General features: G+C 56.6%; 20 protein-coding genes. 2 read left to right on the plus strand and 18 right to left on the minus strand.

All coding sequences use genetic code 11. The features are described 5' to 3' along the window. Window positions 1-10: 10 nt before the first annotated feature. The 4 genes from alaS to G565_RS0106140 form a co-directional block, all read right to left on the minus strand. Window positions 11-2,614: an alanine--tRNA ligase gene (alaS, locus tag G565_RS0106125; protein WP_028670141.1), complete on the minus strand. Its 2,604-nt coding sequence runs from the start codon at window positions 2,612-2,614 to the stop codon at window positions 11-13. A 358-nt stretch (window positions 2,615-2,972) separates the two neighbouring features. Then, window positions 2,973-3,446, minus strand: coding sequence for a regulatory protein RecX (locus tag G565_RS0106130; RefSeq protein ID WP_028670142.1), 474 nt, complete (start codon window positions 3,444-3,446; stop codon window positions 2,973-2,975). A gap of 70 nt (window positions 3,447-3,516) precedes the next feature. Next, the gene (gene recA, locus G565_RS0106135) at window positions 3,517-4,605 is read right to left on the minus strand and encodes a recombinase RecA (RefSeq protein WP_028670143.1); all 1,089 of its coding nucleotides are present in this window, start codon (window positions 4,603-4,605) and stop codon (window positions 3,517-3,519) included. 86 nt (window positions 4,606-4,691) lie between these two features. Next, complete coding sequence (locus G565_RS0106140; RefSeq protein ID WP_245584136.1) at window positions 4,692-5,180, minus strand: CinA family protein; 489 nt, start codon at window positions 5,178-5,180, stop codon at window positions 4,692-4,694. A gap of 30 nt (window positions 5,181-5,210) precedes the next feature. Here G565_RS0106140 and mutS point away from each other — a divergent pair, with 30 nt between their 5' ends. Together mutS and fdxA are read left to right on the plus strand one after the other, a co-directional pair. Beyond that, the gene (gene mutS / locus G565_RS0106145; RefSeq protein WP_425413968.1) at window positions 5,211-7,838 is read left to right on the plus strand and encodes a DNA mismatch repair protein MutS; all 2,628 of its coding nucleotides are present in this window, start codon (window positions 5,211-5,213) and stop codon (window positions 7,836-7,838) included. 157 nt (window positions 7,839-7,995) lie between these two features. Further along, window positions 7,996-8,319 carry a ferredoxin FdxA gene (fdxA, locus tag G565_RS0106150; RefSeq protein WP_028670146.1) on the plus strand — a complete coding sequence of 108 codons (324 nt, stop codon included), beginning with the start codon at window positions 7,996-7,998 and terminating at the stop codon, window positions 8,317-8,319. An 88-nt stretch (window positions 8,320-8,407) separates the two neighbouring features. Here the strand turns inward: fdxA and rpoS are convergent, their stop codons facing one another. The 14 genes from rpoS to dnaE form a co-directional block, all read right to left on the minus strand. After that, entirely contained in the window at window positions 8,408-9,439 is a 1,032-nt protein-coding gene (gene rpoS, locus G565_RS0106155; RefSeq protein WP_028670147.1) for an RNA polymerase sigma factor RpoS, read from the minus strand. Between the two features lie 53 nt (window positions 9,440-9,492). Beyond that, a complete protein-coding gene (locus tag G565_RS0106160; protein WP_157600011.1) occupies window positions 9,493-10,404 on the minus strand; it encodes a peptidoglycan DD-metalloendopeptidase family protein in 912 nt (303 codons plus the stop codon). Window positions 10,405-10,529: 125 nt separating this feature from the next. After that, window positions 10,530-11,423, minus strand: a complete 894-nt coding sequence (locus tag G565_RS0106165; protein ID WP_051207456.1) for a DUF368 domain-containing protein — start codon at window positions 11,421-11,423, stop codon at window positions 10,530-10,532. A 69-nt stretch (window positions 11,424-11,492) separates the two neighbouring features. Then, entirely contained in the window at window positions 11,493-12,152 is a 660-nt protein-coding gene (locus G565_RS0106170) for a protein-L-isoaspartate(D-aspartate) O-methyltransferase (protein ID WP_037337995.1), read from the minus strand. Window positions 12,153-12,169: 17 nt separating this feature from the next. Beyond that, window positions 12,170-13,195, minus strand: a complete 1,026-nt coding sequence (truD, locus tag G565_RS0106175) for a tRNA pseudouridine(13) synthase TruD (RefSeq protein ID WP_037337923.1) — start codon at window positions 13,193-13,195, stop codon at window positions 12,170-12,172. Continuing rightward, window positions 13,195-13,680 carry a 2-C-methyl-D-erythritol 2,4-cyclodiphosphate synthase gene (gene ispF / locus G565_RS0106180; RefSeq protein ID WP_028670152.1) on the minus strand — a complete coding sequence of 162 codons (486 nt, stop codon included), beginning with the start codon at window positions 13,678-13,680 and terminating at the stop codon, window positions 13,195-13,197. Before ispF ends, truD begins: the two co-directional genes overlap by 1 nt. Before the next feature lie 36 nt (window positions 13,681-13,716). Continuing rightward, window positions 13,717-14,424: a 2-C-methyl-D-erythritol 4-phosphate cytidylyltransferase gene (gene ispD / locus G565_RS0106185; RefSeq protein WP_028670153.1), complete on the minus strand. Its 708-nt coding sequence runs from the start codon at window positions 14,422-14,424 to the stop codon at window positions 13,717-13,719. A gap of 28 nt (window positions 14,425-14,452) precedes the next feature. Continuing rightward, window positions 14,453-14,767: a cell division protein FtsB gene (gene ftsB, locus G565_RS0106190; protein WP_245584137.1), complete on the minus strand. Its 315-nt coding sequence runs from the start codon at window positions 14,765-14,767 to the stop codon at window positions 14,453-14,455. A gap of 194 nt (window positions 14,768-14,961) precedes the next feature. Continuing rightward, a complete protein-coding gene (gene eno / locus G565_RS0106195; RefSeq protein WP_028670155.1) occupies window positions 14,962-16,257 on the minus strand; it encodes a phosphopyruvate hydratase in 1,296 nt (431 codons plus the stop codon). 188 nt (window positions 16,258-16,445) lie between these two features. Continuing rightward, the gene (locus G565_RS0106200; RefSeq protein WP_028670156.1) at window positions 16,446-18,068 is read right to left on the minus strand and encodes a CTP synthase; all 1,623 of its coding nucleotides are present in this window, start codon (window positions 18,066-18,068) and stop codon (window positions 16,446-16,448) included. A 174-nt stretch (window positions 18,069-18,242) separates the two neighbouring features. Beyond that, entirely contained in the window at window positions 18,243-19,604 is a 1,362-nt protein-coding gene (gene tilS, locus G565_RS23200; RefSeq protein ID WP_051207458.1) for a tRNA lysidine(34) synthetase TilS, read from the minus strand. Next, complete coding sequence (locus G565_RS0106210; protein WP_051207460.1) at window positions 19,601-20,083, minus strand: GNAT family N-acetyltransferase; 483 nt, start codon at window positions 20,081-20,083, stop codon at window positions 19,601-19,603. The genes tilS and G565_RS0106210 overlap by 4 nt, the downstream gene beginning before the upstream one ends. Before the next feature lie 147 nt (window positions 20,084-20,230). Beyond that, entirely contained in the window at window positions 20,231-21,187 is a 957-nt protein-coding gene (gene accA / locus G565_RS0106215; protein WP_028670158.1) for an acetyl-CoA carboxylase carboxyl transferase subunit alpha, read from the minus strand. A 271-nt stretch (window positions 21,188-21,458) separates the two neighbouring features. Further along, window positions 21,459-24,968 carry a DNA polymerase III subunit alpha gene (gene dnaE, locus G565_RS0106225; protein ID WP_028670159.1) on the minus strand — a complete coding sequence of 1,170 codons (3,510 nt, stop codon included), beginning with the start codon at window positions 24,966-24,968 and terminating at the stop codon, window positions 21,459-21,461. Between the last annotated feature and the right edge of the window lie 150 nt (window positions 24,969-25,118).

Here is a 25,118-nt window from a genome sequence, read left to right on the forward strand (position 1 = left end):
CGATTAACGCTCAGGTAAGTCGCTCGGTGACCCAGGGCACTACCGAGGCCAGCGCGTCAGCCAGGTGCTCAGGCTCACTGCCACCGGCCATGGCCATATCCGGCTTGCCGCCGCCCTTACCGCCTACCTGGCCGGCAACATGATTGACCAGGTCTCCAGCCTTGATCTTACCGAGCGTATCTTTTGTCACTCCTGCTGCTATCTGGACTTTGGCACCCTCTTTTGCGGCCAACACGATAACGGCCGAACCGAGCTTGTTCTTGAGCTGATCCATGGTGGAGCGCAATGTCTTCGCATCAGCCCCTTCCAGCTCGGCCGACAACACGCTAACGCCGTTGATGGCCTGGGCGCTTGCCGCAAGATCACTACCCGCTGCTGAAGCCAGCTTGGCGTGCGCCTGCTCCAGATGCTTTTCAAGCTCACGAATACGTTGCTGGGACTGCTGAGTCCGGTCGATCAACTGATCTGGTGCGCATTTGAGTGACGCTGCCAGTTGCTGCAGCAACACATCCTGTTGCTGCACACTGGCCACTGCATAAGGCCCGGCCACCGCTTCAATCCGCCGCACGCCAGAAGCAATACCGCTCTCAGAAACAATCCGGAACAAGCCAATATCGCCTGTCCGACTGACGTGGGTACCACCGCACAATTCCTTGGAGAAACCATCGGGGCCCATGCTAAGCACTCGAACTTCGCTGTCGTATTTCTCACCAAAAAGGGCCATGGCCCCGGCAGCTTTGGCTGCGTCAATGCTCATCAACTCAGTCTGGACTGGTGTATTGGCCAGAATCTGATCGTTAACACGCTGTTCGATCGCCGTTATTTGAGCTGAAGTAACCGGCTCAAGGTTGGAAAAGTCAAAGCGTAGCTTGTCGAAAGTGACCAGAGAGCCCTTTTGCTGGACGTGCTCACCAAGAATTTCCCGCAGTGCAGCATGCAGTAAATGGGTGGCGCTGTGGTGGCGGGCCGTGTTGCTGCGCTCTTCGCGCGCTACGGTGGCAGTCAAACGGTCGCCTACAGCGATACCACCCTGAACCACCTCAACATGATGCAGGTGATGACCCTGTAGCTTTGTGCAATCGTCTACGTTGATGACGACGCCTTGCGTACCTAGCTGGCCATGATCACCCACCTGCCCGCCAGATTCGCCGTAAAATGGCGTCTGATCCAGGATTACCACCCCAGACTCACCGGATTGCAGACGGTCGACCCGTTCACTGTCACGCAGCAGCGCCATTACCGTGCCTTCGCCCAACAGGGAGTCATAGCCGAGAAATTGCGTCTGCCCGGCGAGCCCCAGATCCAGATTGCGGTCCATCTTGAATTTATTGGCCGACCGAGCCCGATCACGCTGGGCTTCCATTTGCTGGTCAAAGCCTGCCTGATCAATCTCAAGATCCCGCTCTCGGGCGACATCGGCTGTTAGATCGGCCGGAAACCCATAGGTGTCATAAAGCCGGAACACCAGCTCTCCTGGTAAAACCTGACCATTGAGGGCAGCAATGCCATCTTCAAGCACCTGCATGCCATGCTCGAGCGTGCGGGCAAACTGTTCCTCTTCGAGGCGAAGCACCTTTTTAACGTGATCTTTCAGCGTCACCAGTTCCGGGTAGGCGGCGCCCATCTCGGTAGCCAGTGCATCAACAAGACGAAAGAAGAAGGCGTCATTCTGACCCAGTTTGTGACCATGCCGAATAGCGCGCCGAATGATCCGACGCAGTACGTAGCCGCGGCCTTCATTGGACGGGACAATGCCATCAACAATCAGAAACGCACTGGAACGAATGTGATCAGCGATAACGCGTAACGACCGGTTTTCAATATCCGTGCAGCCGGTTACGTCCATGGTCGCCCGAATCAATTGTTGAAACAGGTCGATTTCGTAGTTTGAATGCACTGACTGGAGCACAGCCGCCAACCGCTCAAGACCCATACCAGTATCGACAGACGGCTTCGGCAGGGGTACCCGGGAACCGTCTTCCAACTGGTCGTACTGCATGAAAACCAGGTTCCAAATCTCGATATAGCGGTCCAGGTCATCATCCGGGCTGCCCGGAGGGCCACCGGGAACCTCGGGACCGTGGTCGTAGAAGATCTCCGAACAAGGGCCACAGGGTCCGGTATCACCCATCATCCAGAAGTTGTCTTTCTCACCGAGTCGGGACAACCGGTCAGCCGGCACACCGATTTCGTTGATCCAGATATCGGCGGCTTCATCATCGTCGTGGAACACCGTTACCCAAAGACGTTCTTTCGGCAGACCCAACTCTTCAGTCAGAAACGTCCAGGCAAACCCTATGGCATCCCGTTTGAAATAGTCGCCAAAGCTGAAGTTGCCAAGCATCTCGAAGAAGGTGTGATGGCGTGCGGTGTAACCGACGTTTTCCAGGTCATTGTGCTTGCCACCGGCTCGAACGCACCGCTGCGAGGTCGTCGCCCGATGGTAATCACGTTTGTCGGTTCCCAGAAAAACGTCTTTAAACTGAACCATACCCGCATTGGTGAACAACAGTGTAGGGTCATTGCCCGGTATCAATGGGGCACTGTCGACTTCGCTGTGACCCTGGCTGACAAAATAATCCAAGAAGCGCCGGCGTATTTCAGAGGTTTTCATGGTCAGTCTGACGTCCTGTTCCGCACGTGAATAAACTAGCTTTCGGGATTGGGTTTAGCCCGAAAAATGCAATACACAACCCGATACGCAATGCGTGACCTGATTGGTTGCCTTCGGCGCAAATAACCCGGAATTACTGCCTGCAAGTAAGGAGAACTGCTGGCAGAGCTTAAAGGGCGCAATAGTACACAGATGCCGGGGCCGACACCAGTAGGGACGCCCTTTGACAGGCAGATGGAATGAACTGAGGAAAACGACAGGGCACACGCGAGGTGCTTTGATGATACAGACACATGGAGCAATGTGCCTGTATCAGGATTAAAGCGGAACAGTCAGCCAGTATGGCAAGGAGTGAAAGTCAGGCATGCCTTTCATCAGTGTTGTCGGTGTTCAGCAAAGCTTCCAGCGAGTAGCGGACGTGCTCGCCCGTAAACCCCCGGTAAGCTAAAAAGCGCGCGATACGCGCCCGGTTCTTTTGCTCGGCGGGGTCGGAGGACCCCAGCTTGCGACGAGCTGCTGCCAGCGCCAGCTCAAACCAGTCTATATCCCAGTCGTCTAAGAGCGACAGCACCGGCTCGGCCACACCCTTCTGACGAGCTTCGTGTTTGATCCGCACCGGCCCTCGCGACCGGTTAATCTGCGATCGCAAAAACGCTTCTGCGTAGCGTTCATCGTTTTGCAAGCCAGTGTCAATCAGGCGCAGCAGTGCCGCCTCCATCGCGTCAGGCTGTTCCGGAAAACGCTCAGTTAAACGGGTACGCAACTCGGCCTGGCTGTACTCTCTGCGAGCCAGCATGTTCAGCGCCGTGTTCCAGGGGGTCTTTTCAGTCATGCTGCATTAGCCGGGAGCCCGCTTCAGCGAGCTCCCGGCCTGACAAGGACGGTGCAAACAGATCATAGACTCAGACTTCAGCCTTACCTTTCTTCGCCGGTGTAACTGCCGTATCAGTACTGGCTTCAGTCACATCACCCTCAGGCTTGGCGGCATCTTCTTTGGGTGCATTGCTGACCAAATAGGCATCGCGAATTTTGCTTTCAATGGTCTTTGCAATCTCCAGGTTGTCTTCCAGAAACTTGGCCGCGTTAGCTTTGCCCTGACCTATCTTGTCACCCTGATAGCTATACCAGGCGCCGGCTTTTTCAATCAGCCCCAGTTTCACACCCAAATCAATCACCTCACCCATATGGTAAATACCCTTACCATAGTGGATCTGGAACTCGGCTTGTTTGAATGGCGGAGCAATCTTGTTCTTGACGACTTTTACCCGAGTCTCGGAACCGACGACTTCATCACCTTCCTTGATGGTACCGGTGCGTCGAATATCGAGACGAACCGATGAGTAGAATTTAAGGGCATTACCGCCAGTGGTGGTTTCCGGGCTACCAAACATAACGCCAATTTTCATACGGATCTGGTTGATGAAGATAACCAGGCAATTGGCGGTTTTGATGTTACCGGTGATTTTGCGCAGCGCCTGGGACATCAGACGAGCCTGAAGCCCTACGTGCATGTCACCCATTTCGCCTTCAATTTCCGCTTTGGGTACCAGCGCCGCAACCGAGTCGATCACAATCACGTCGACAGCATTGGAGCGCACCAGCATATCGGCGATTTCCAAAGCCTGCTCACCCGTGTCCGGCTGGGACACCAGCAGATCATCGACGTTCACACCCAGCTTGTTGGCGTATGAAGGATCCAGCGCATGTTCAGCATCGACAAAAGCGCACGTTCCGCCGGCTTTTTGGGCTTCGGCAATGACCTGCAACGTCAGGGTGGTTTTACCGGAGGATTCAGGACCGTAAATTTCGACAACCCGCCCCTTGGGCAGACCACCAATGCCTAACGCGATATCCAGCCCCAGAGAGCCGGTTGAAATGGACGGGATCTGAACGTGCTTCTGATCCCCCATGCGCATGACCGAGCCTTTGCCAAACTGACGCTCAATTTGGCTGAGTGCGGCCGTTAGCGCTTTTTCTTTATTCGCGTCCATGGTGTTCTCCCATCAAAAGGCTGTATGAATGACCAGTATTCTTACACAGGGTGACCGACCATGACAAGCCGGACTGCCCGATTAATTCAAAGTCTTTGCTGCAGGCCATGTAATGCCTGCAGTGTTGCCTGCTCGCGCACCGCACTGCGGTCTCCGTCAAAGTAGAAAACCTCGGCTTCAGCCCCCCCGGGCCAGGCCCAGGCAATCCAAACCATGCCAACCGGTTTGCCGGGGCTTCCGCCCGCCGGGCCTGCGACGCCGGTTACAGACACAGCGATATCGACCTCTGCACGCAACCGGCCCTGCTCGGCCATGGCTCGGGCTACTTGTTCGCTGACCGCTCCATGCCGGTCAATGTCGATAGCAGGCACACCCAACTGAACCTTAAGGGCGTTCGAATAGGTAATCCACCCACCCTCATACCAGTCGGAGCTGCCCGCGCGATCCGTGATCAGCGAGCCGATGGCGCCTCCGGTACAGCTCTCTACCGACACCATTCGCCAACCCGATGACGTCAGCCGCTGCGCCAGCACCGCGACCAGTTCCTCCCCTGCAGGCATTTCTGAAGCCGTCATGCATTTCATCCTGTCGGTGATTCGAATACCATGGGCGGTCGATTTCAAGCCAGCCATCAAGCCGACCTTATGCCGCCAACCAGTGCCAGTAAAATGCAACACACCCCCATGATGCAACAGTACCTGCAAATAAAGCAGGCGCACCCGGACGATCTGGTGTTCTATCGGATGGGGGACTTTTATGAGTTGTTTTACCAGGATGCCAAACAGGCCGCCCGCCTGTTGGACATCACCCTGACTCAGCGTGGCCAAAGTGCCGGCGAACCCATACCCATGGCCGGTATTCCTTACCACGCCGCCGAGGGCTACATAGCACGCCTGGTTCGTCAGGGCCACACTGTGGCCATCGCTGAGCAAATTGGCGATCCGGCTGCCAGCAAAGGGCCGGTGGAACGCAAAGTTGTGCGCGTTCTAACGCCGGGTACCCTAAGCGATGAGGCCTTCCTGAGTGACCGGCAAGAGAGTTTGCTGGTGGCCGTCTGGCCCGGCGCCGACGACTACGGACTGGCCGCGCTGGATATGGCCTCAGGCCGCTTTACCGTTCAATTACTGCCTGACCAGGAAGCCCTGAGCGCGGAACTCGAGCGATTGCGCCCAAGCGAATTGCTGTTACCCGAAGATCACCCGGCACCCGAACTCATTACCCGAACCGCCATTCGCCACCAACCGGTCTGGCTATTCGATCTCGACAGCGCCCGCCAATCACTCTGCCAACAGATGGGTACCCGTGATCTGAGCGGTTTCGGCGTCGAGGATATGCCTCTGGCACTGCAGGCAGCCGGTTGCCTGCTCAATTATGCCAGCGACACCCAGAAAAGCGCTTTACCCCACATTCGCGCCATTGTCCCCGAGCGACAGGATGAAGCCGTGATTCTGGATGCTGCGTCGCGCCGCAACCTTGAGATCGACATCAATGTACGCGGTGAAGAAGACAATACCCTGTTCCAATTGATGGATCATTGCGCCACCACCATGGGCAGTCGATTGCTGCGCCGCTGGCTAGGACGACCCCTTCGTGACCGGAGCGAGCTACAACACCGCCATCATGCAGTGACCACCCTGCTAACCGACTTCCATTTCGAAACGGTTAAATCGACTCTTAAGCCCATTGGTGACATCGAACGGGTGTTGTCTCGCATCGCCCTGGGCTCCGCCCGGCCCCGCGACCTTATTCGCCTGCGCAGTACATTAACGCAACTTCCTGACCTGCAGCGATTGCTGACCCCACTGGACTCGCCTCGCCTGCAACACCTGCGCGATGACCTCAAGGAACAGCCGATCTGGCTCGATACGCTGGAACGGGCGTTGATCGACAACCCGCCCGTGGTCATCCGCGATGGAGGCGTTATCGCACCTGGCTTCGATGAGGAGCTGGATGAGCTGCGCGGGCTCGATACCCATGCCAGCGACTTTCTGCTTCAGTTGGAGACCCGGGAACGCGAACGCACTGGCCTCAGTACACTCAAGGTCGGCTACAACCGGGTTCATGGATACTACATAGAAATCAGCAAGGCGCAGTCAGCGCAGGCGCCGGTTGATTACAGCCGACGTCAAACCCTGAAGAACGCTGAACGCTTTATTACCCCCGAACTCAAGCAATTTGAAGACAAGGCGCTCAGCGCCAAAAGCCGGGCGCTGTCGCGTGAAAAATATCTGTACGAGCAACTGGTCCGATCTCTTGCAGACGACCTGCTGACACTGCAGCAACTGGGCCGTGCCCTGGCTCAACTGGATACGTTAATGGCCCTGGCCTCGTGTGCCGACCGCTATCAATGGACGGCCCCCACTCTGACCAACGAAGCCGAGCTGGTGATACGGGAGGGTCGCCATCCGGTTGTTGAAGCGGTAACTGAAACGCCTTTTGTACCGAATGATCTGGAGTTGAACAGCGACATCACGCTCAAAGTAATCACCGGGCCGAACATGGGCGGTAAGAGCACCTACATGCGACAGGCGGCCGTCATCGCGTTACTGGCTCATGTGGGCAGCTTTGTGCCGGCCCGCGAAGCGCGGATTGGCAATCTGGACCGGATTTTTACCCGCATGGGGTCCTCCGACGACATTGCCGGAGGCCGGTCGACCTTTATGGTGGAAATGACCGAAACCGCCAACATCCTGCACAATGCAACACCCAATAGCCTGGTGATTATGGATGAAGTTGGCCGTGGCACCAGTACCTTTGACGGCTTGTCACTGGCCTGGGCGGCAGCTGAACATCTGGTGCAACACACTCATGCGTTGACCCTGTTCGCGACGCACTATTTCGAAATGACGTCCCTGCCCGAGCACAACAGTCAGGCCAGCAACCTGCATCTCGACGCTACTGAACACGACGACAAACTGGTGTTTCTGCATCGGGTTCAGGCCGGTCCGGCCAGTCAGAGCTTTGGTATTCAAGTGGCTCGGTTAGCCGGTGTTCCGGACGGGGTAATTGCCAGTGCCCGCTTGAAATTGAGTGACCTGGAGCGGTCGCCGGCGGTGGGCCGAACGGAGTACCGCTCCGGCAACCGGGATAACCCGGCTCCAGCACCCATGCAAAACGACCTCTTCGCCGCCGAAACTCACCCGCTGGTGGAAGCGTTGCAGCAACTCGACCTGAACCAGATGACACCGCTGCAGGCGCTGAACTGGCTGGCCGAACAGCAGGAAAAACGGTAAGCTGCCGGTTTTATAGTATTTGAAGTCTAAAAACTTAATTTATATTCTAATTGGCTATAAAGCCTTGGATAATTGGTCTTAGATCTCACTTGAGGGGGTCGGAACCTGCCACTAGAATACGCACACACTCAGCATCAGGTATTGGGAGAAGGGCCCGATGACATTCGTTGTTCTCGAGAACTGCATCAAGTGCAAATACACCGACTGCGTAGAAGTCTGCCCGGTGGATTGCTTCTACGAAGGCCCGAACTTTCTGGTCATTCATCCGGACGAGTGCATCGATTGCGCCCTGTGTGAACCTGAATGCCCGGCCGAAGCCATCCTGTCAGAGGATGAAGTGCCTGAAGATCAAATCGAATTTGTGGAATTAAACGCAGAACTGGCTGAAGTCTGGCCCAACATTACCGAACGCAAAGACCCACCTGCGGACGCCGATGAGCAAAATGGCGTCGCTGGCAAACGAGCGGCACTGGCTCGATAGGCGCCCCCGTTGCAGACCCATAAAAAAAGCGCCTGAAGGCGCTTTTTTTATGAATAGCGTTACCCTGACCGCTGACCGACCGCCAGTCTCAGGCCCCAAACAAAGCTGTCGCAGACAGACCCTGTTTTTCCATGATGTCACGCAACCGGCGCAGAGCTTCTACCTGAATTTGCCGGACTCGTTCTCGTGTAAGGCCAATCTCACGACCCACTTCTTCAAGCGTACTGGTTTCAAAACCCCGCAAACCGAACCGGCGCGCAACGACCTCACGCTGTTTTTCTGACAACTCATCGAGCCAGTGATCGATGCTGAGTCGCAGGTTGTCGTCTTGCAGCGATTCTGACGGGTCGACCGACTTGTCATCGGCAATCGTATCCAGCAGATTCTTCTCGGAAGATGGCCCCAGAGGGGTATCTACTGAGGTTACACGCTCGTTTAACGCCAGCATGCGCTTCACATCTTCAATGGGACGTTCGAGCAGGTCGGCGATGTCTTCCGCCGTAGGCTCGTGATCGAGTTTTTGAGTCAGCTCCCGGGCAGCACGCAAATAAACATTCAACTCTTTGACCACATGAATGGGTAAGCGAATGGTGCGCGTCTGGTTCATGATGGCACGCTCAATAGTCTGGCGTATCCACCAGGTCGCGTAGGTTGAAAAGCGAAAGCCCCGCTCCGGGTCAAATTTCTCGACCGCACGAATCAGGCCGAGATTGCCCTCTTCAATCAGGTCGAGCAGAGTAAGCCCTCGATTGAGGTAACGGCGCGCGATTTTAACAACCAACCTCAGGTTGCTTTCGATCATGCGCTTGCGGCCAGCCGGCTCCCCTTTCTGAGCCAGTCGGGCGAAATACACCTCCTCCTCAGGGCTGAGCAGAGGCGAAAAACCAATCTCGTTCAAATACATTTGCGTGGCGTCAAGCGAGCGTTGCATGCCACTCAGATTGTTAACGGCGTCGCGAAATTCGGTGTCGGTATCACCTTCGTAATCCAATTCTGCAGAGTCGCCCGCTTCCGCTTTTTCAGCGGCGCTGACTTCATCATTGGGGGTATCGAGCAGATTTGTATACGGAGTGAAGGTGTCTTCCGCGGTTGCCGTGCTGAGTTCCCGGAGTGCTGCCATAGTCATTCACCTGTGCGATATAGGGCGTGCGCCCTGTGGCCGGAAGAACCCGACTACCGACGAGGCAAAAACCTCATTGGATCGACGGGCTTACCCTCTTGCCTTATCTCGAAGTGCAGGCTGGGCTGGTCACCCTGCCTGCCCATTCGGGCAATGGCCTGCCCTGCGGTGACCCGATCCTGCTCCGACACCAGCAATTCCTGATTGAATGCATAGGCACTCAACAGAGAGCCCTGATGTTCCAGAATGATCAGGTTGCCATAACCAGGCAAACCATTTCCTGCGTAGACAACGGAACCCGCTGCCGCCGCAACCACAGAATCACCAATCTCACCGGTCAGATCAACGCCTTTACGATCGGACACATTAGAGTCAAATGTTCGCACTATTTTCCCGTCGTGTGGCCAAACCCATGCTAACTGATTATTATTACTGGCATTTCCCGACGAAGACGATGGCGACGATGGCGCTGGCGTTGCGTTTGTAACTGTTTGTGAAGACCTGCTATTGGCTGAAGGTTGTGCCGGTGGTGACGCAGTGGATGGCCGGGACGGGGCCGCAGCAACCACGGGAGCATCGGCCTCTCTGAGCATCAATATCTGGCCGGGGAAGATGGTATAGCGCCGATCGATGTCATTGGCCGCCGCCAGGCGCCGAAAATCAAGACCAAACCGAAAAGCAATCGAATAGAGGGTATCCCCCCGACGAACCTGATACTGATCAGGGCGCGACGCTGGCGAGGCAGTACGGGCGTTTGATGCCGGCGCCGCGCTGGCAGGGCGAGACTGGATCACTGGCGACCCGGTATTGTGGGTGGTCGTACCCCGTGCACTGCTTCCTGCCGGATCCAGCGAACGATAGGCACTGCTGGTACACCCCACTAACACGACAAGGGTGCTCAGGCATGTCCAGAAAATTGACGCCTTCCAGACGTGAATCATCACGTCGGTTTCCTTCTCAAACAAAGATTCATCCACCCCTCAAACGCTGTTCATGACCCTGCAATATAGCCCAACCTTAATACAGGGTAATTTATTAGGTGTAATTAATCTAAAAACGGGCAGATACCAGGTTCAAATCGAGGACTGCTTCATGTTTCTGATTTGACAACCCTGGAACCGCCCGTTTTCAGACTCAGCAAGGTCACCAGCGCCGCCCCTGCTAACGCCGCCAGTATGGCGCCGACAAACCAGGATGGCTGACCGGAGAGTCGAGTGTACAGCTCCGGTGTGAGCCACTGCTGATCATGCTGCCAGGGCCAGACCTTAAGCAAGGCCCCCATGACAAACCCCAGCATGAAGCCCATAACCCGATCATGCCAACGGGCAAGCACCCACTGCAAGAACCGGCTGAACACCAGCAGGCCGATCAGACAACCCAACGCAACCCAGGCAATAGTGACCACATCGCGCGCGTGCACCGCTTCTGTAATGGCCGGATACAAACCCAGCAACAACAGAATGAAACTGCCGGATATACCGGGCAGTAACATGGCAGATATCGCGAGCGCACCGCCGAACACCAGGGTCACCGGAGTGACGGCCAGTGCCATTTCACCCGCAAAGGAAATACTCGCCGCAATAGCGGTACCAACTAGAAACAGGCCAACATCAACACGGTGCCAACGGTGTTGCTTGAGCAACATAACCAGCGACGCGACAATCAAGCCACAAAAGAACGCCCACAATATTGGCGGTGCGGCGATTAACAGCCACTGAACAAGATTCAGAACCGTCACCAGACTGACCAGAATGCCCAGACCCAGACTGGCCAGAAAGGTACCGTCGATCTCACGCCAGACGGCCGCAATCTGCCCTTTCGACAGACCCACCAGTAAACCGGGCCGGAATGAGGCCAGCGCATTGATCAGCCGCTCATAGATGCCCGTGATCAGCGCCATGGTGCCACCGGATACGCCGGGTACAGCATCCGCCGCACCCATGACAGCACCTTTGAAAAACCAGCTCAGTATCAACTTAATCACTCAGTGACTCCCTATTGATGGGTAATATCCCTGCCCGGTTACAAGCACTACAGGCCGGAAAATGTTCATTCACAGCCTCAGCGTATCGGTTTCGCCCGTTTGAATGCCAGCGAGCATCGGAACAAAGTGCACGGGTTCAATGCGCCGCTCGGTAAACTCATCACCCTGGCGTTCGACCACGGTTAAATACTGCTCGGCGGCACCCACGGGCAGGATCAGTTGTCCGCCGTCAGGCACCAGTTGGTCGAGCAGGGATTGCGGTGGCGAGTCGGGAGCGGCGGTTCCAATGATCACATCGAATGGTCCGGCATCGGGCCAGCCCAGAAAGCCGTCATCCAGTTTGAGGCGCACATTGTAAAGCTTTTGCAGTCGCAACCGTTCCCGCGCTTTCAACTGCAATGGTTTAATCCGCTCTACCGAGTAAATCTCATCGACCAGGTGCGCCAGCACGGAGGTTTGGAAGCCCGATCCGGTGCCGATCTCCAAAATACGCTCATGGTGTGGTGCCGCCAGCACCAGTTCACTCATACGTGCCACGATGTAGGGTTGCGACAATGTCTGACCATAGCCAATTGGCACAGCGATGTCTTCGTAGGCTTTGTGCCCCAATGCCTCATCAACAAAGATGTGGCGGGGCACTTTCATGAAACATTCCATAACACGGGGGTCGCGGATGCCCTTGGCAAACAGCCGTTCAATCAGCCGCTGTCGGGTCCGCTGGGAAGTCATGCCGATGCCGGTCAGATTCAAGGAGTTACCTCCTCATCACAACCCGATACCTCTCGCAGCAACGCAGTGGCGTAACTGCCTGCCGGTAAAAAGAACCGAAATTGCGGATCGCTCCCCTGCCATTCCAATTGCCCGTGTTCAGGGTAAACACGCAACTTGCGCAAACTGCGCTGAATGCGCAGCCGTACCAACGCCTGAGTCCATTCCGACTCGGCACTCAGCAGCGTCGATTCACGCTCATCAAGCAGAGCAAACACTTCCGACTGCTCTCCGGGCAGGCTGGCGCTAGGGGAGAGCTGGCCAGACGCCACGCGTGACCACTCGCTATCAGTCGGTTCAAGACATTCAAACCCGCGCTTACCTTCTTTGAACTGGAGAAAATCGCCAGGCAACAACTGGTTCCAGGTTCCCTGCCCGACACGTTCTGCCAGCAAAGCATTGAACAGAAAGCTGCGCATCGCGGAGACGTGTATGCCTTGTTGTCCCCGCGGCAATCTGCCCTCACCGCGAATCCAGGCCAGTGCCCGACTCAGGTTCTGACCCTGATCGCCAAACCGCTGCGGGCCAAAATAATTTGGAAATCCCTGCTCGACGACCCGTTGCCAGCGTTGCGCCAGCGCATCGGTGTCGCCTTGCCAGTCGCGCAAGCGAATCACAAATTGGTTGCCAATCAACTGGCCCGTACGCAGTTTGCGACCATGTCGCTTGAGGGCCAGCACCTGAACGCCATCCAGACGCAGAGGTTCGGATGGGTCTGGCTTGCCCGGCAGGTGCAAGGAGAAGGTCTGGCGGGTCACGGCATGGCGATCTTTTAACCCGGCGTAACTGACATCCCGGGGCGCAATTCCGGCCCAACGTGCCAGTTGCTTGCCAACCCAGGCGGTATTCTGTCCTGTTTTTTCAAGGGTGACCCATAAGTGCTCACCCTCACCGGAGGCCGACTCCGGCAGAGCCTCATCTACGTAAAAATCGGCCGGCTCGGCTTTTAGTCGACCCGCCCCGACAACATCACCCCAGGCTCTGGGCCATTGCGGCAGCTCCATCAAGACGCCACCTCCAGCAAACACACCGCTTCGGTGGCGATGCCCTCTTTGCGACCGGTAAAGCCAAGTTTCTCGGTCGTGGTCGCCTTAATGTTCACCTGTGCCGGATCACAGTGCAGCGTTTCAGCGATGGTCAGTTTCATCGCAGCTTTGTAACTTCCCAAGCGAGGGGCCTGGGCGATGACGGTGACATCCAGATTCAACAGCCGATACCCCTGACTGACGATGCGGTGATAAACATTGGCCAGCAAAGCCCGACTGTCCGCACCGGCCCATTGCGTGTCTGTGTCCGGAAACCACTCACCAATGTCGCCCAGGGCTGCCGCACCCAGCAGCGCATCAGCGATAGCGTGCAGCACGACATCGCCATCGGAATGCGCCAGCAATGGATGCTCAGCGGGCACAAGCACCCCGCCCAGCCTTATGTCCGTCGGACCGGCATCCGGATCAAACCGGTGTACGTCAAAACCATGGCCTATTCGCATGCCTTGCCTCGTTGAAGCGATCGCTGTTTGTGACCGTCAGGTCGAGCTCAGCCGACCCTGTTGTTCCAGATAAAACGCCACCAGTGCCAAATCGTCCGGGTGCGTCACTTTGATGTTGTCGCCACTGCCACTGACCAAACCCACCGGTTCACCCAACGCTTCCATGGCCGAGGCTTCGTCGGTCAGATATGTAGCCTCGGCCAGACCGAATGACAAGGCATTGTGCAGTTGCCCATGGCGAAAGCATTGGGGGGTCATGGCTGCCCATAGCTGCCGGCGGTCAACCGTCGACACCTGCTCACCCGTTTTACGCTTAATGGTATCTGTCAACGGGCGCGCCAGCAGTGCACCTTGCCCTGCGGACTGACAATGAGCCAGTAACGCCAGAATATCGGCCCGGCGCACACAAGGGCGAGCGATGTCATGCACCATAACCCAATCGTCTGTCGCCGCGTTGATGGCCGACAGCCCTGCCAGTACCGACTCGGCGCGTTCTGCTCCGCCTTCGACACAGCGCAACCCAGGGTAACGGGTCGCCAGGGCATGTCCCTGAGCATCATTACCGGACAACACCAGTATGCGCTCACCCTGAAAAGGCAAATCACTCCAGGCGTCAAGCGTCCATTCCAGCAAGGTTTTGCCAGCCAATTGAGTATATTGCTTGGGGTGTGGCTGGCCAAAACGCTGCCCGATTCCGGCCGCAGGAAATACCAGGTGCACACGAGGGAAATCAGTTAGGTCCATAGTGTCCAAATCAACCGTCGCACTGCCACTATTCAGCGGGTATGACGTAGAAAACCTCGCCTGGCTTGATCAGCCCGAGGTCACTGCGACCCAGCTCTTCGACGGCATCCAGTCCGGACTTAAGATCCGCTACCCGGGCACTGAGAACATCATTGCGCGCCTGGCGATCGGCATTGATTCGCTGTTGGTCGGCCACATCGGTTTGCAGGCGAGTCACATCAACCCAGCTGTTTTCGCCCAACCACCAGCGATATTGCAACATGACCAGTAACACCAACAAGACAACTTGCAGCCAGCGCAGCGGGTTTTGGCGTTGCAGTTGTGGCACAGCACTGGTTTTCACCGGTTGGCTTCTCTCTGTCAGGCCACGCAACGGTGGCAGTGTGTGACCTCCCGGTTCGGTTCGGTTCGGGAGGGGGGCGCTTGCTCGGCACCATTGTACAACTCTGGCGGCATTCTGACTCAAACAAAAAAGGGGGCCAAGCCCCCTTTTGCATTTACTGTTCAATTCTCACCCAAACAGGCAACAGAACCGGCTTAACCCTGACCTTTTATCTCTTTCAGGCCATTGTAAACCGCCTTGTCGCCCAATTCTTCCTCAATGCGCAGCAATTGGTTGTACTTGGCGACACGGTCTGAACGGCACAACGAACCGGTTTTAATCTGGCCAGCCGCCGTACCCACCGCGAGATCGGCAATGGTTGCGTCTTCGGTTTCGCCCGACCGGTGTGAGATAACCGCGGTATAACCGGCATCCTTGGCCATCTTAATGGCCGCCAGTGTTTCGGTCAGCGATCCGATCTGGTTGAACTTGATCAGGATCGAGTTGGCGATACCCTTGTCGATGCCTTCCTGCAGGATCTTGGTGTTGGTTACGAACAGGTCGTCGCCCACCAGCTGGATTTTGTCACCCATCAGGCGTGTCTGGTAGGCAAAACCGTCCCAGTCAGACTCGTCCAGACCATCTTCAATTGACACGATGGGGTATTCCCGAGTCAGCTGCTGCAAGTAGTTGGAAAACTCTTCAGAGGTAAAGACCTTGCCTTCGCCTTTGAGGTTGTACTGGCCGTTTTCGTAGAACTCGGATGCCGCACAGTCCATCGCCAGGGTAATGTCTTTACCCAACTCATAGCCTGCGGCTTCAACCGCTTCTTTGATGGCAGCCAGTGCCGCAGAGTTACTCTCCAGATTCGGAGCGAAGCCCCCTTCATCACCAACTGCGGTATTCTGGCCTTTGGCACTGAGCACCTTCTTCAGCGCGTGAAATATCTCCGCACCCATGCGCAAGGCTTCACTGAACGACTTGGCACCCACGGGCTGCACCATGAATTCCTGAATATCGACGTTATTGTCGGCGTGCTCGCCACCGTTAATGATGTTCATCATCGGAACGGGCAGACTGTACTGGCCGGGCGTACCGTTCAGGTCGGCAATGTGTACATAGAGCTCCACGCCTTTGGACAGCGCGGCCGCTTTGGCCGCTGCAAGAGACACAGCGAGAATCGCGTTTGCACCGAAGTTGGATTTATTTTCGGTGCCATCAAGCGTGATCATGGTGGCGTCGAGACCTGATTGATTCAGGGCATCAAATCCCAGCAGAGCATCGCGAATCGGACCATTAATGGCAGCGACAGCCTTCAGTACGCCTTTGCCCAGGTAACGGCTCTTGTCGCCATCGCGCAGCTCCAGAGCCTCGCGTGAGCCGGTAGAGGCGCCTGATGGCGCGCAGGCACGGCCGCGAATGCCGCCTTCGACGATAACGTCCGCCTCAACGGTCGGGTTACCGCGTGAATCGAGCACTTCACGTGCTTTGATGTCTAGAATCTTGGCCATCTGTGACTCTCCTGATTGTTCAATAAGCCGTGTTGCGGCGCCCGAGCTCCAGCCACTGCATGGCCACCCTGGTTTTTCAACCGTGACCGGCCGGAAACTCGACCGCACAAAATGTAGTTTTATTACAAAACGGACAGCGCCGGATTATAGGGGAAAACCCCTTGATTGCCACCCCTGATCACTGTCGTTCACTGTGCCATGGCGCGCACAGCGCCGATAAAACCACTGAACAAACCATGGCCATCACGCGGTGTAGAGGTAAACTCCGGGTGAAACTGGCAGGCTACGAACCAGGGGTGGTCAGGCACTTCGATGATTTCAACCAGTGCGCCATCGACCGAACGACCGGCGATGATCAGACCGGATTTCTGTAAGTCTTCTACATAATGGTTGTTGACTTCGTACCGGTGCCGGTGCCGTTCGACAATGCGCGGCTTGCCATAACAGGCTGCAGACCGCGAGCCTTCGGTCAGCATGCACTCCTGCCCGCCCAGTCGCATGGTACCGCCCAGGTCGGTTTTATCGTCTCGCTCAACCTTTTTGCCGTCGGCTTCAATCCATTCGGTGATCAGGCCAACCACGGGATGGCGAGTCTGGCGATCAAACTCAGTGGAGTGAGCACCGTCGAAGCCAGCAACGTTGCGCGCAAATTCGATGACAGCAACTTGCATACCCAGGCAGATGCCCAGGTAGGGAATCTTGTTTTCGCGGGCATAACGGGCCGTCGCAATCTTGCCTTCCACACCGCGGTAACCAAACCCGCCCGGCACCAGCAAGCCTTGCACACCGGCCAGGCAATCAGTGCCCTGCTTTTCGACCTCTTCTGCGTCGATGAAGCGGATATTGACTTTGGTACGTGACCGGATGCCGGCGTGATCAATGGCTTCAATCAGGGATTTGTAGGCATCCAGCAGCTCCATGTACTTGCCGACCATGGCAATGGTCACTTCACCGTCCGGGTTCAGCTTGCGGTCGGTGACGTCTTCCCAGTCGGCCAGATCCGGTTGCGGGCAATCCAGACCAAACTTTTCAACAACGATGTCATCCAGGCCTGAGCGGTGCAACATACCGGGGATGCGATAAATGGTATCGGCATCCGGAAGCGGAATAACCGCGCGCTCTTCGACGTTGGTAAACAACGAGATCTTGCGCAGTTCGCTTTTTCCAATGGGGCGCTCTGAGCGGCACACCAGAATATCGGGCTGCAGGCCAATGGTGCGCAACTCTTTCACTGAATGCTGAGTCGGCTTGGTTTTTACTTCACCGGCGGTGGCGATGTACGGCACCAGCGTCAGGTGCATTGACAGCGCCCGGCGACTGCCAAGCTCAACCTTCAACTGTCGCACGGCTTCCAGAAATGGCAGCGATTCGATATCGCCCACGGTACCACCAACTTCGACCAGGGCGACATCGGCATCGCCGGCGCCTTCAATGACGCGACGCTTGATTTCATCGGTGATGTGCGGAATAACCTGAACGGTACCGCCCAGATAATCGCCCCGGCGCTCTTTGCGCAAGACATCCTGATAGATACGGCCAGTGGTGAAGTTGTTGCGACGGGTCATGGTGGTTCGTACGAAGCGTTCGTAGTGGCCAAGGTCGAGGTCAGTTTCGGCGCCGTCTTCTGTAACAAAGACTTCACCGTGCTGAAATGGGCTCATGGTGCCCGGGTCAACGTTGATGTAGGGATCCAGCTTGAGCATGGTCACCGACAACCCGCGCGCCTGCAAAATAGCGCCCAGCGAGGCCGATGCAATGCCCTTACCCAGTGAAGACACCACACCGCCGGTGACAAAAATGTAACGCGTCATAATAGATCCCATCCGATAGTCGCAAAGTTGGCCTGCCGCAATCAATCACCCACCACAACGCAAAAGCCCGCCCGATGGCGTTTTTAAGGGCCACAAGACGTGTTGCAGGTGTGGGAATTTGTGCGACTTAAGATGGGACGCCAGATTAGCAAAAAAGCCCTTCTGCCTCAATCATTAATCGCTGTTATCGCTTTGCGATTGCAGGTCTTGTACACCATCCGGAGGTGATGCCTGCCAGTCCAGCAACCACCCTGGCTCACCTGGCTTCGCTTGCCAGGCGGCATCCACAGTCAGGTTCGCAACCGCCACCAGTTCATCACCCGCGAAAACCAGCGGTACCCGGTCACGCTGCCAGGAGGGCAACCGGTATTCCTGCAGCAGCCGTTTCAAATCCCGCCGCGCCGAGCGCCCGGCGGGCCAAAGCGACTCCCCTCCTTCACGCAGGCGCCAGTGCCAGTCGGCGGGTTCGCCGCGAATTCGACCAGGGCCTTCGCTGCTTTGCCGCAGGTGCAACCAGCCGACGCCTGCCCAGTGTTGCCATTGGTCACTCACAACATCGGGCGGGGCGGTCGGTTCACCGACATTGGGCACCCAGTAAAGGGCGGTTCGGAAGCGTCTTACTGAACCGTTGGCAAAGGCAACTTCTGGTTGGGCATCAACGCGAGCATTGACCACTTCGCTGACAATGCGCTGCAACACGGCTGCGCTGGGTGATCTGACATTTTGCCGATAAAGCCAGCGATGAATCAGCGCCTGAACCTGCTCCGTGGACCAGTCGTCCAGTTGCACGGCCTTCAGGGCCCCATCGTGAGCCAGACGATGCTCAAGCTGAGCGTCAAGTTGGCTGTGTTGCTGTCGGGCGGCCTGATCAAGGTGGCCGAGCGAGCGCGCCAGGGTTTGACGATACTGGGGCCAGCGAGTGGCTATGAGCGGCAATACCTGCAGACGTAAAAAATTGCGATCAAAGCGAAGGTCGGTATTGCTGTCGTCGTTAATCCAATGCAGCCCCAATTGATCAGCCCGGCGCTCAATGCTTTGACGAGACGTTGTCAACAGGGGCCTCAACAGTTGCCGCTGCTGCCGGTCAACGCGATCGGCCATAGCCGACAGCCCGGTCAAGCCACTGCCACGCAGCAGTCTCAGCATCAGGGTCTCTAGCTGGTCATCAAGATGATGTCCGAGCCATACGCTGTAGCCCCGGGGGACACGGTCAAGCAAAACCCGATATCGCTCCTTTCGGGCCGCCGCCTCAAGACCTTCGCCGCGGGTCGTAACCGCCACCGAAAACGCCTCGAAACCACAGCCAAGTTGCTGGCATTGCTGTTCACAATGCGTTTGCCAGGCTTCTGCGTGGGGGCTAAGGCCATGATTGACGTGCAGAGCGACAACATCCCCCGGAGGAAGCCGAAGGCAAAGTTCGTGCAACAGAAGATGGGAGTCCAGGCCGCCACTGTAACCGACAAAGACTGGCCGCCTGGTTGACTCGGCCAGCCAGGCGTCAAAACACCGGGCGGCGGGGTAATCTGGCTCGGTCATGCCTCGATCCGGTCTGACAGACCCCAGCGATAGCGCAATTTCTCACGATCACCACGGCGCCAGAGCTCGGTACCGCGGGGAACTGACACGCGCTCCACAAACCGGGCGCCAATACGTTCGCAGGTACGCACGGAAGCAATGTTGTCGGGGTTACAGGTGATCCAGAGTGCTTGCATGCCATGATCGAGCGCCACGGTTCGAAGCAACTCACAGGCTTTGGCCGCATAATGATGTCCGCGGTACGGGCGGTCGATGCCGTAGCCAATCTGGCCCGCGTAGGTCACCAGGGCAGGCGTGTCACCGACACGCAGGTCAATCTGACCAATCAGGGTGCCATCGAGCAGCACCACATCGAACAAGTAGGCGGGTGCGCCTTCCAGTGCACGCTCACCCTCCAAATAGCGGTTCAGCAACAGAGCAATGTCGCCTGAGACCAGGGGGTCGTACTGTCGAAACGCAAAGGAATAAGCCGCCGTCATCAGTTTCTGCCATGCTTCGATCTGTCATCCGGGCTTTGGCGACCGGAGCCGGTTTCATTTTACGGACTGCCGCCAGTAGCAGACCAAAGCAAAAACGACGTCGCCAGACGTCGCTTCAGAATAGTCGTTTAACCGCCAGCTTTCGAGTCAGGCTGTTTCAAGCCCGAACGACATCAATCGCTGGTAGCGGCTTTCCAGCAAGTCGTCGACCGCAACACCGCGCAGTTTATCGAGTTGACCAATCAGGGCGTGGCGCAAGTCAGCCGCCATGGCTTCAGGGTTGCGGTGTGCCCCCCCCAGCGGTTCCTTGATGACGGTATCGACCAGGCCCAACTCGCGCAACTTCGGCGCGGTAATGCCCATGGCCTCAGCTGCATCTGATGCTCGCTCGGCGGTTTTCCAGAGGATAGACGCACAACCCTCAGGCGAAATCACCGAATAGGTGCTGTATTGCAGCATGTTCAAATGATCGCAGACGCCAATGGCGAGCGCGCCACCGGAGCCACCTTCACCAATAACGGTCGAGATAATCGGGGTTTTCAGCGATGACAATTTCAACAAATTGTAGGCAATCGCCTCACTTTGCCCACGCTCTTCCGCACCAATGCCCGGGTAAGCACCGGGTGTATCAATGAAGGTCAGCACCGGCATCTTGAAACGCTCTGCCATTTGCATCAGTCGCAATGCCTTGCGATAGCCTTCGGGCTTGGGCATACCAAAATTACGACGCACCTTTTCTTTCACATCGCGGCCTTTCTGGTGGCCAACGATGAGCACCGGTTCTTCGTTCAGCCGGGCAACGCCTGAGACGATGGCAGCATCGTCGCCATAGTGACGGTCACCGTGCAGTTCATCCCAGTCAGTAAAGACATGGTTGATGTAATCGAGCGTATAGGGCCGTTTTGGATGGCGAGCCAACTGGGAAACCTGCCAGGAGCTCAGGTTGGAAAAAATTTGTTCGGTCAATTTGACCGACTGAGCATTCAGCTTTTCGATTTCCGCTGAGATATTAAGATCATTGCGGTTACCAACCAGCCGCAATTCTTCGATTTTGGCAATCAGGTCTGCAATGGGTTGTTCAAATTCCAAATAATCTGGATTCATGCCTTTTCCCTAGTGTGCCCTTAAATGGTGTACTGCGTGTCCGCCAACCGCCAAGTAAAGCAGGCTGGGCGTCGGCGTCAACTGTTGAATCAGGTTGACATCGCCGATCAGGACCGCCGCACACCCCGGGCGGTTCAATTCGTTGTTGCAATCAGCCTAATGGGCAGACTGCCATTGAGCAAGCGCATCAAACCTTATTGAGCTTTGAACAAACGGAAACAATCTACAGATGGAGTGCCGATTGTCGCCCCTAACCTGCCTCTGTGCAGGATCAATCCTGATAACGAAAGCGGTAGGCCGCATCATCAAATGTCTGTCGAATGCGGTGCAACACCTCATCCTCCAGCGGAATCCGGTGTGCCGGGTCCAGCCGCACCTGTCCCTTGGCCACCCTTGATTCATAGCTGATCCAGACCGGTGTGCCCTGACCCTCCTCCAGGTCGCTGCGCACCAGGTCGTTCAGCCGCTGAAGGAAGTCCTGCGCCTGGGCTTCGGTTACCCGAAACTCAATGCTACGAATCAGTTCCTGGCGGGCCTGCGCCAGGGTGTAAATATTCTGCGCCCGGATCCGGGCCCGCTCGGCGTAGTCGTCCCAGCCAATCTCAGCTTCCACAAAAATCACCTGATCCGGCTCCAGCAAAGGTTTGAAACGCTGGTAATCGTCTCCGAATAGCGTCATCTCAATGCGTCCGGTACGGTCATCAAGTGAGACGATGGCCATGGTATCGCCGCGCTGTGTCTGTCGGGTACGAACACCCAACACCAGACCAGCCAGGGTTTTGGTCTGCTTGCGCAGGCGCCGCAGTTCCTCCGGAGGCATGTCCAGTTCGCCGAGACGCATTGAGGCGATTTTGTTAACTTCCGATTCGTATTCATCAATCGGGTGCCCGGTCAGATACAGACCCAGCGTTTCTTTTTCGCCGATCAGCCGCTCTTTCAGTGAATGCTGCATGACCTGCTCATAAGGCGCATAAGGCGCTTTCTGGCTTTCCACCTGCATGTCGTTGAACAGATCGATCATGCCTGCGGCCTGGTTACTGGCCGACTGCTCGGCCGTGCGCGCCGCATCGTCCATAGCCGCCAGCAACATAGCCCGGTGCGGCGCAAGCTGGTCCAGGGCACCCGCCTTTATCAGCGCTTCAATACAGCGTTTGTTGACTTTGCGGCTGTCGACCCGTTCACAGAAATCGAAGAGGTCGGTAAAAGGTCCGCCGCTGGATCGAGCTGCGACAATGGCCTCTACAGGCCCTTCGCCGACGCCTTTGATCGCACCCAGGCCGTAAATGATCTGGTCGGTTTGATTCACCGTGAACATATAGTCACCGGCATTTACATCCGGTGGCAGGACATCAATACCCAGTTGCCGGCAGTCCTCTATAAAAATGACCACCTTGTCCGTGTTATCCAGCTCGGAGGACATGGTTGCCGCCATAAACGCGGCGGGATAATGCGCCTTGAGCCATAGGGTCTGATAGGACACCAGGGCATAGGCGGCCGAGTGTGACTTGTTGAAACCGTAGCCGGCGAACTTCTCCACCAGGTCAAAGATTTTGGTGGCCAGGTCGGCATCAACCCCTTTGGAGGCCGCACCAGCGGCGAAGACCTCACGCTGCTTGGCCATCTCTTCCAGGTTTTTCTTGCCCATGGCCCGGCGTAGCAGGTCAGCACCGCCCAGTGTATAGCCCGCAAGCTCCTGGGCGATCTGCATCACCTGTTCCTGATACAGAATGATCCCGTAAGTGGGCGCCAGTATCGGTTTGAGCCACTCATGCTGGTACTGTGGATCCGGGTAGGCCATTTCCTCGCGTTCGTGTTTGCGGTTGATGAAGTTATCAACCATGCCCGATTGCAGCGGCCCGGGCCGAAACAAGGCGACCAGGGCGATCATGTCTTCCAGGCAATCTGGCTTCAAACGCTTGATCAGGTCTTTCATGCCCCGTGATTCGAGCTGGAACACCGCCGTGGTCTGGGCTTTCTGCAACAGCTGAAAGGAGGGTTCGTCGTCGAGCGGAATGTGCGCAATATCAATGGCAGACTGGCCTTTGGCGGCCAGCCTGGGGTTGATGATCTTTAACGCCCAGTCAATGATGGTCAGGGTCCGTAACCCGAGAAAGTCGAATTTGACCAGACCTGCGGATTCCACGTCGTTTTTATCGTACTGAGTAACCAGGCCACTCCCGTCTTCTTCGCACAGCAAGGGAGAAAAGTCAGTCAGCTTGGTCGGCGCGATGACCACGCCCCCGGCATGCTTGCCGGTCTGGCGGGTAATGCCCTCCAGTTTGAGCGCCATTTCCCAGATTTCCATGCCTTCTTCGTCATCGGCCAGGAATTCCTTGAGTTCGGCAACGTCCTCAATCGCTTTGGTCAGCGTCATGCCCGGATCAGCGGGGATCATCTTGGAAATACGGTCAGCCAGGCCATAGGCCTTGCCCTGCACCCGTGCCACATCGCGCACCACCGCCTTGGCGGCCAGGGTGCCGAAAGTGACGATCTGGGACACTGCCTGTCGGCCATACTGATCGGCCACATACTGGATAACGCGGTCGCGCTTTTCCATGCAAAAGTCGACGTCGAAGTCAGGCATGGAGACCCGTTCCGGATTCAGGAAACGTTCGAACAGCAGATCGTATTCCAGCGGGTCCAGATCGGTGATATCCAGCGAATAGGCAACCAGTGAACCGGCACCGGACCCCCGCCCTGGCCCCACGGGTATGTCGTGCTCCTTGGCCCAGCGAATAAAGTCCATCACGATCAGAAAGTAGCCGGGAAACCCCATCTGAATGATGATGTTCAGTTCGAATTCGAGCCGTGTCACGTACTCGGCATGCTTGCTGGCATACTCTGGATCGTCTTTTTTCAGGCTGACGGCCAGTCGTCGCTCCAACCCTTCAAAGCTCAGTTGGCGGAAGTACTCATCCATGGTCATGCCATCTGGGATGGGGTAATCCGGCAGGAAGTACTCACCCAGTTTCACCGTGGTTGAACAACGCTCGGCAATCAGCAGGCTGTTATCGATGGCTTCGGGCACATCAGAGAACAGCTGTGCCATCTCGTCAGCGCTTTTCAGATACTGCTGGTCGGAATAACGGCGTGGGCGCCTGGGGTCGTCTACCGTCACGCCATCGTTGATGCAGACCCGGGCTTCATGGGCGTCAAAGTCGTCCTGAGTCAGAAACATGACATCGTTGGTGGCCACCACCGCAATGTCGAGCTCGCGCGCCAGCAATAAACCACCCTGAACAATGACTTCATCCTGATCTCGCCCGGTACGTTGCAACTCCAGGTAATAGCGATCACCAAATATCGACTGCCAGTGCCGGGCAAGCTCGCCGGCAACGTCCGCTTTGCCACGACTCAATGCTTCACCGACGTCTCCGAAGCGACCGCCACTGAGCAGAATCAGACCTGCGTTCTTTTGTGCAAGCCATTCCGGTTTTATGACCGCGCGGTCGTGTACCTGGTGCGTCTGATAAGCGTCGGAAATCAGTTCAGTCAGATGACGGTAACCCTGTGCGTTTTGTGACAACACGGTCATTCGGAAGGGGGTTGCTGGATCCGCCGGATTCTCTAGCCACAAGTCAGCCCCCAGCAAGGGCTTGATGCCAGCACCCAGGGCGGCGTTGTAAAACTTGATCAAACCGAAAAAGTTGGTGATATCCGTGATCGCCACGGCTGGCATGCTTTGCTTGAGCGCCGCCTGCACCAGGGCCTTGGGACGGATCAGGCCATCGACCAGGGAATATTCGGTATGAACTCTGAGATGTACAAATTGAGCGGACACGCGGGGCTTTCTCCTTCTTGACCGATACCCATGGTACTACTTGAAGCGGCCGGTTGGCAGGTACTGGTTCAGACAATTAACGATTCAAGTATAAGGGTCAGTGCAGAGCGAGCGGTGGATGCCCGTGGTGCCTCTGCGGGGGAGTCCGCA

Source organism: Saccharospirillum impatiens DSM 12546, assembly GCF_000423605.1.
GTDB lineage: Bacteria > Pseudomonadota > Gammaproteobacteria > Pseudomonadales > Natronospirillaceae > Saccharospirillum > Saccharospirillum impatiens.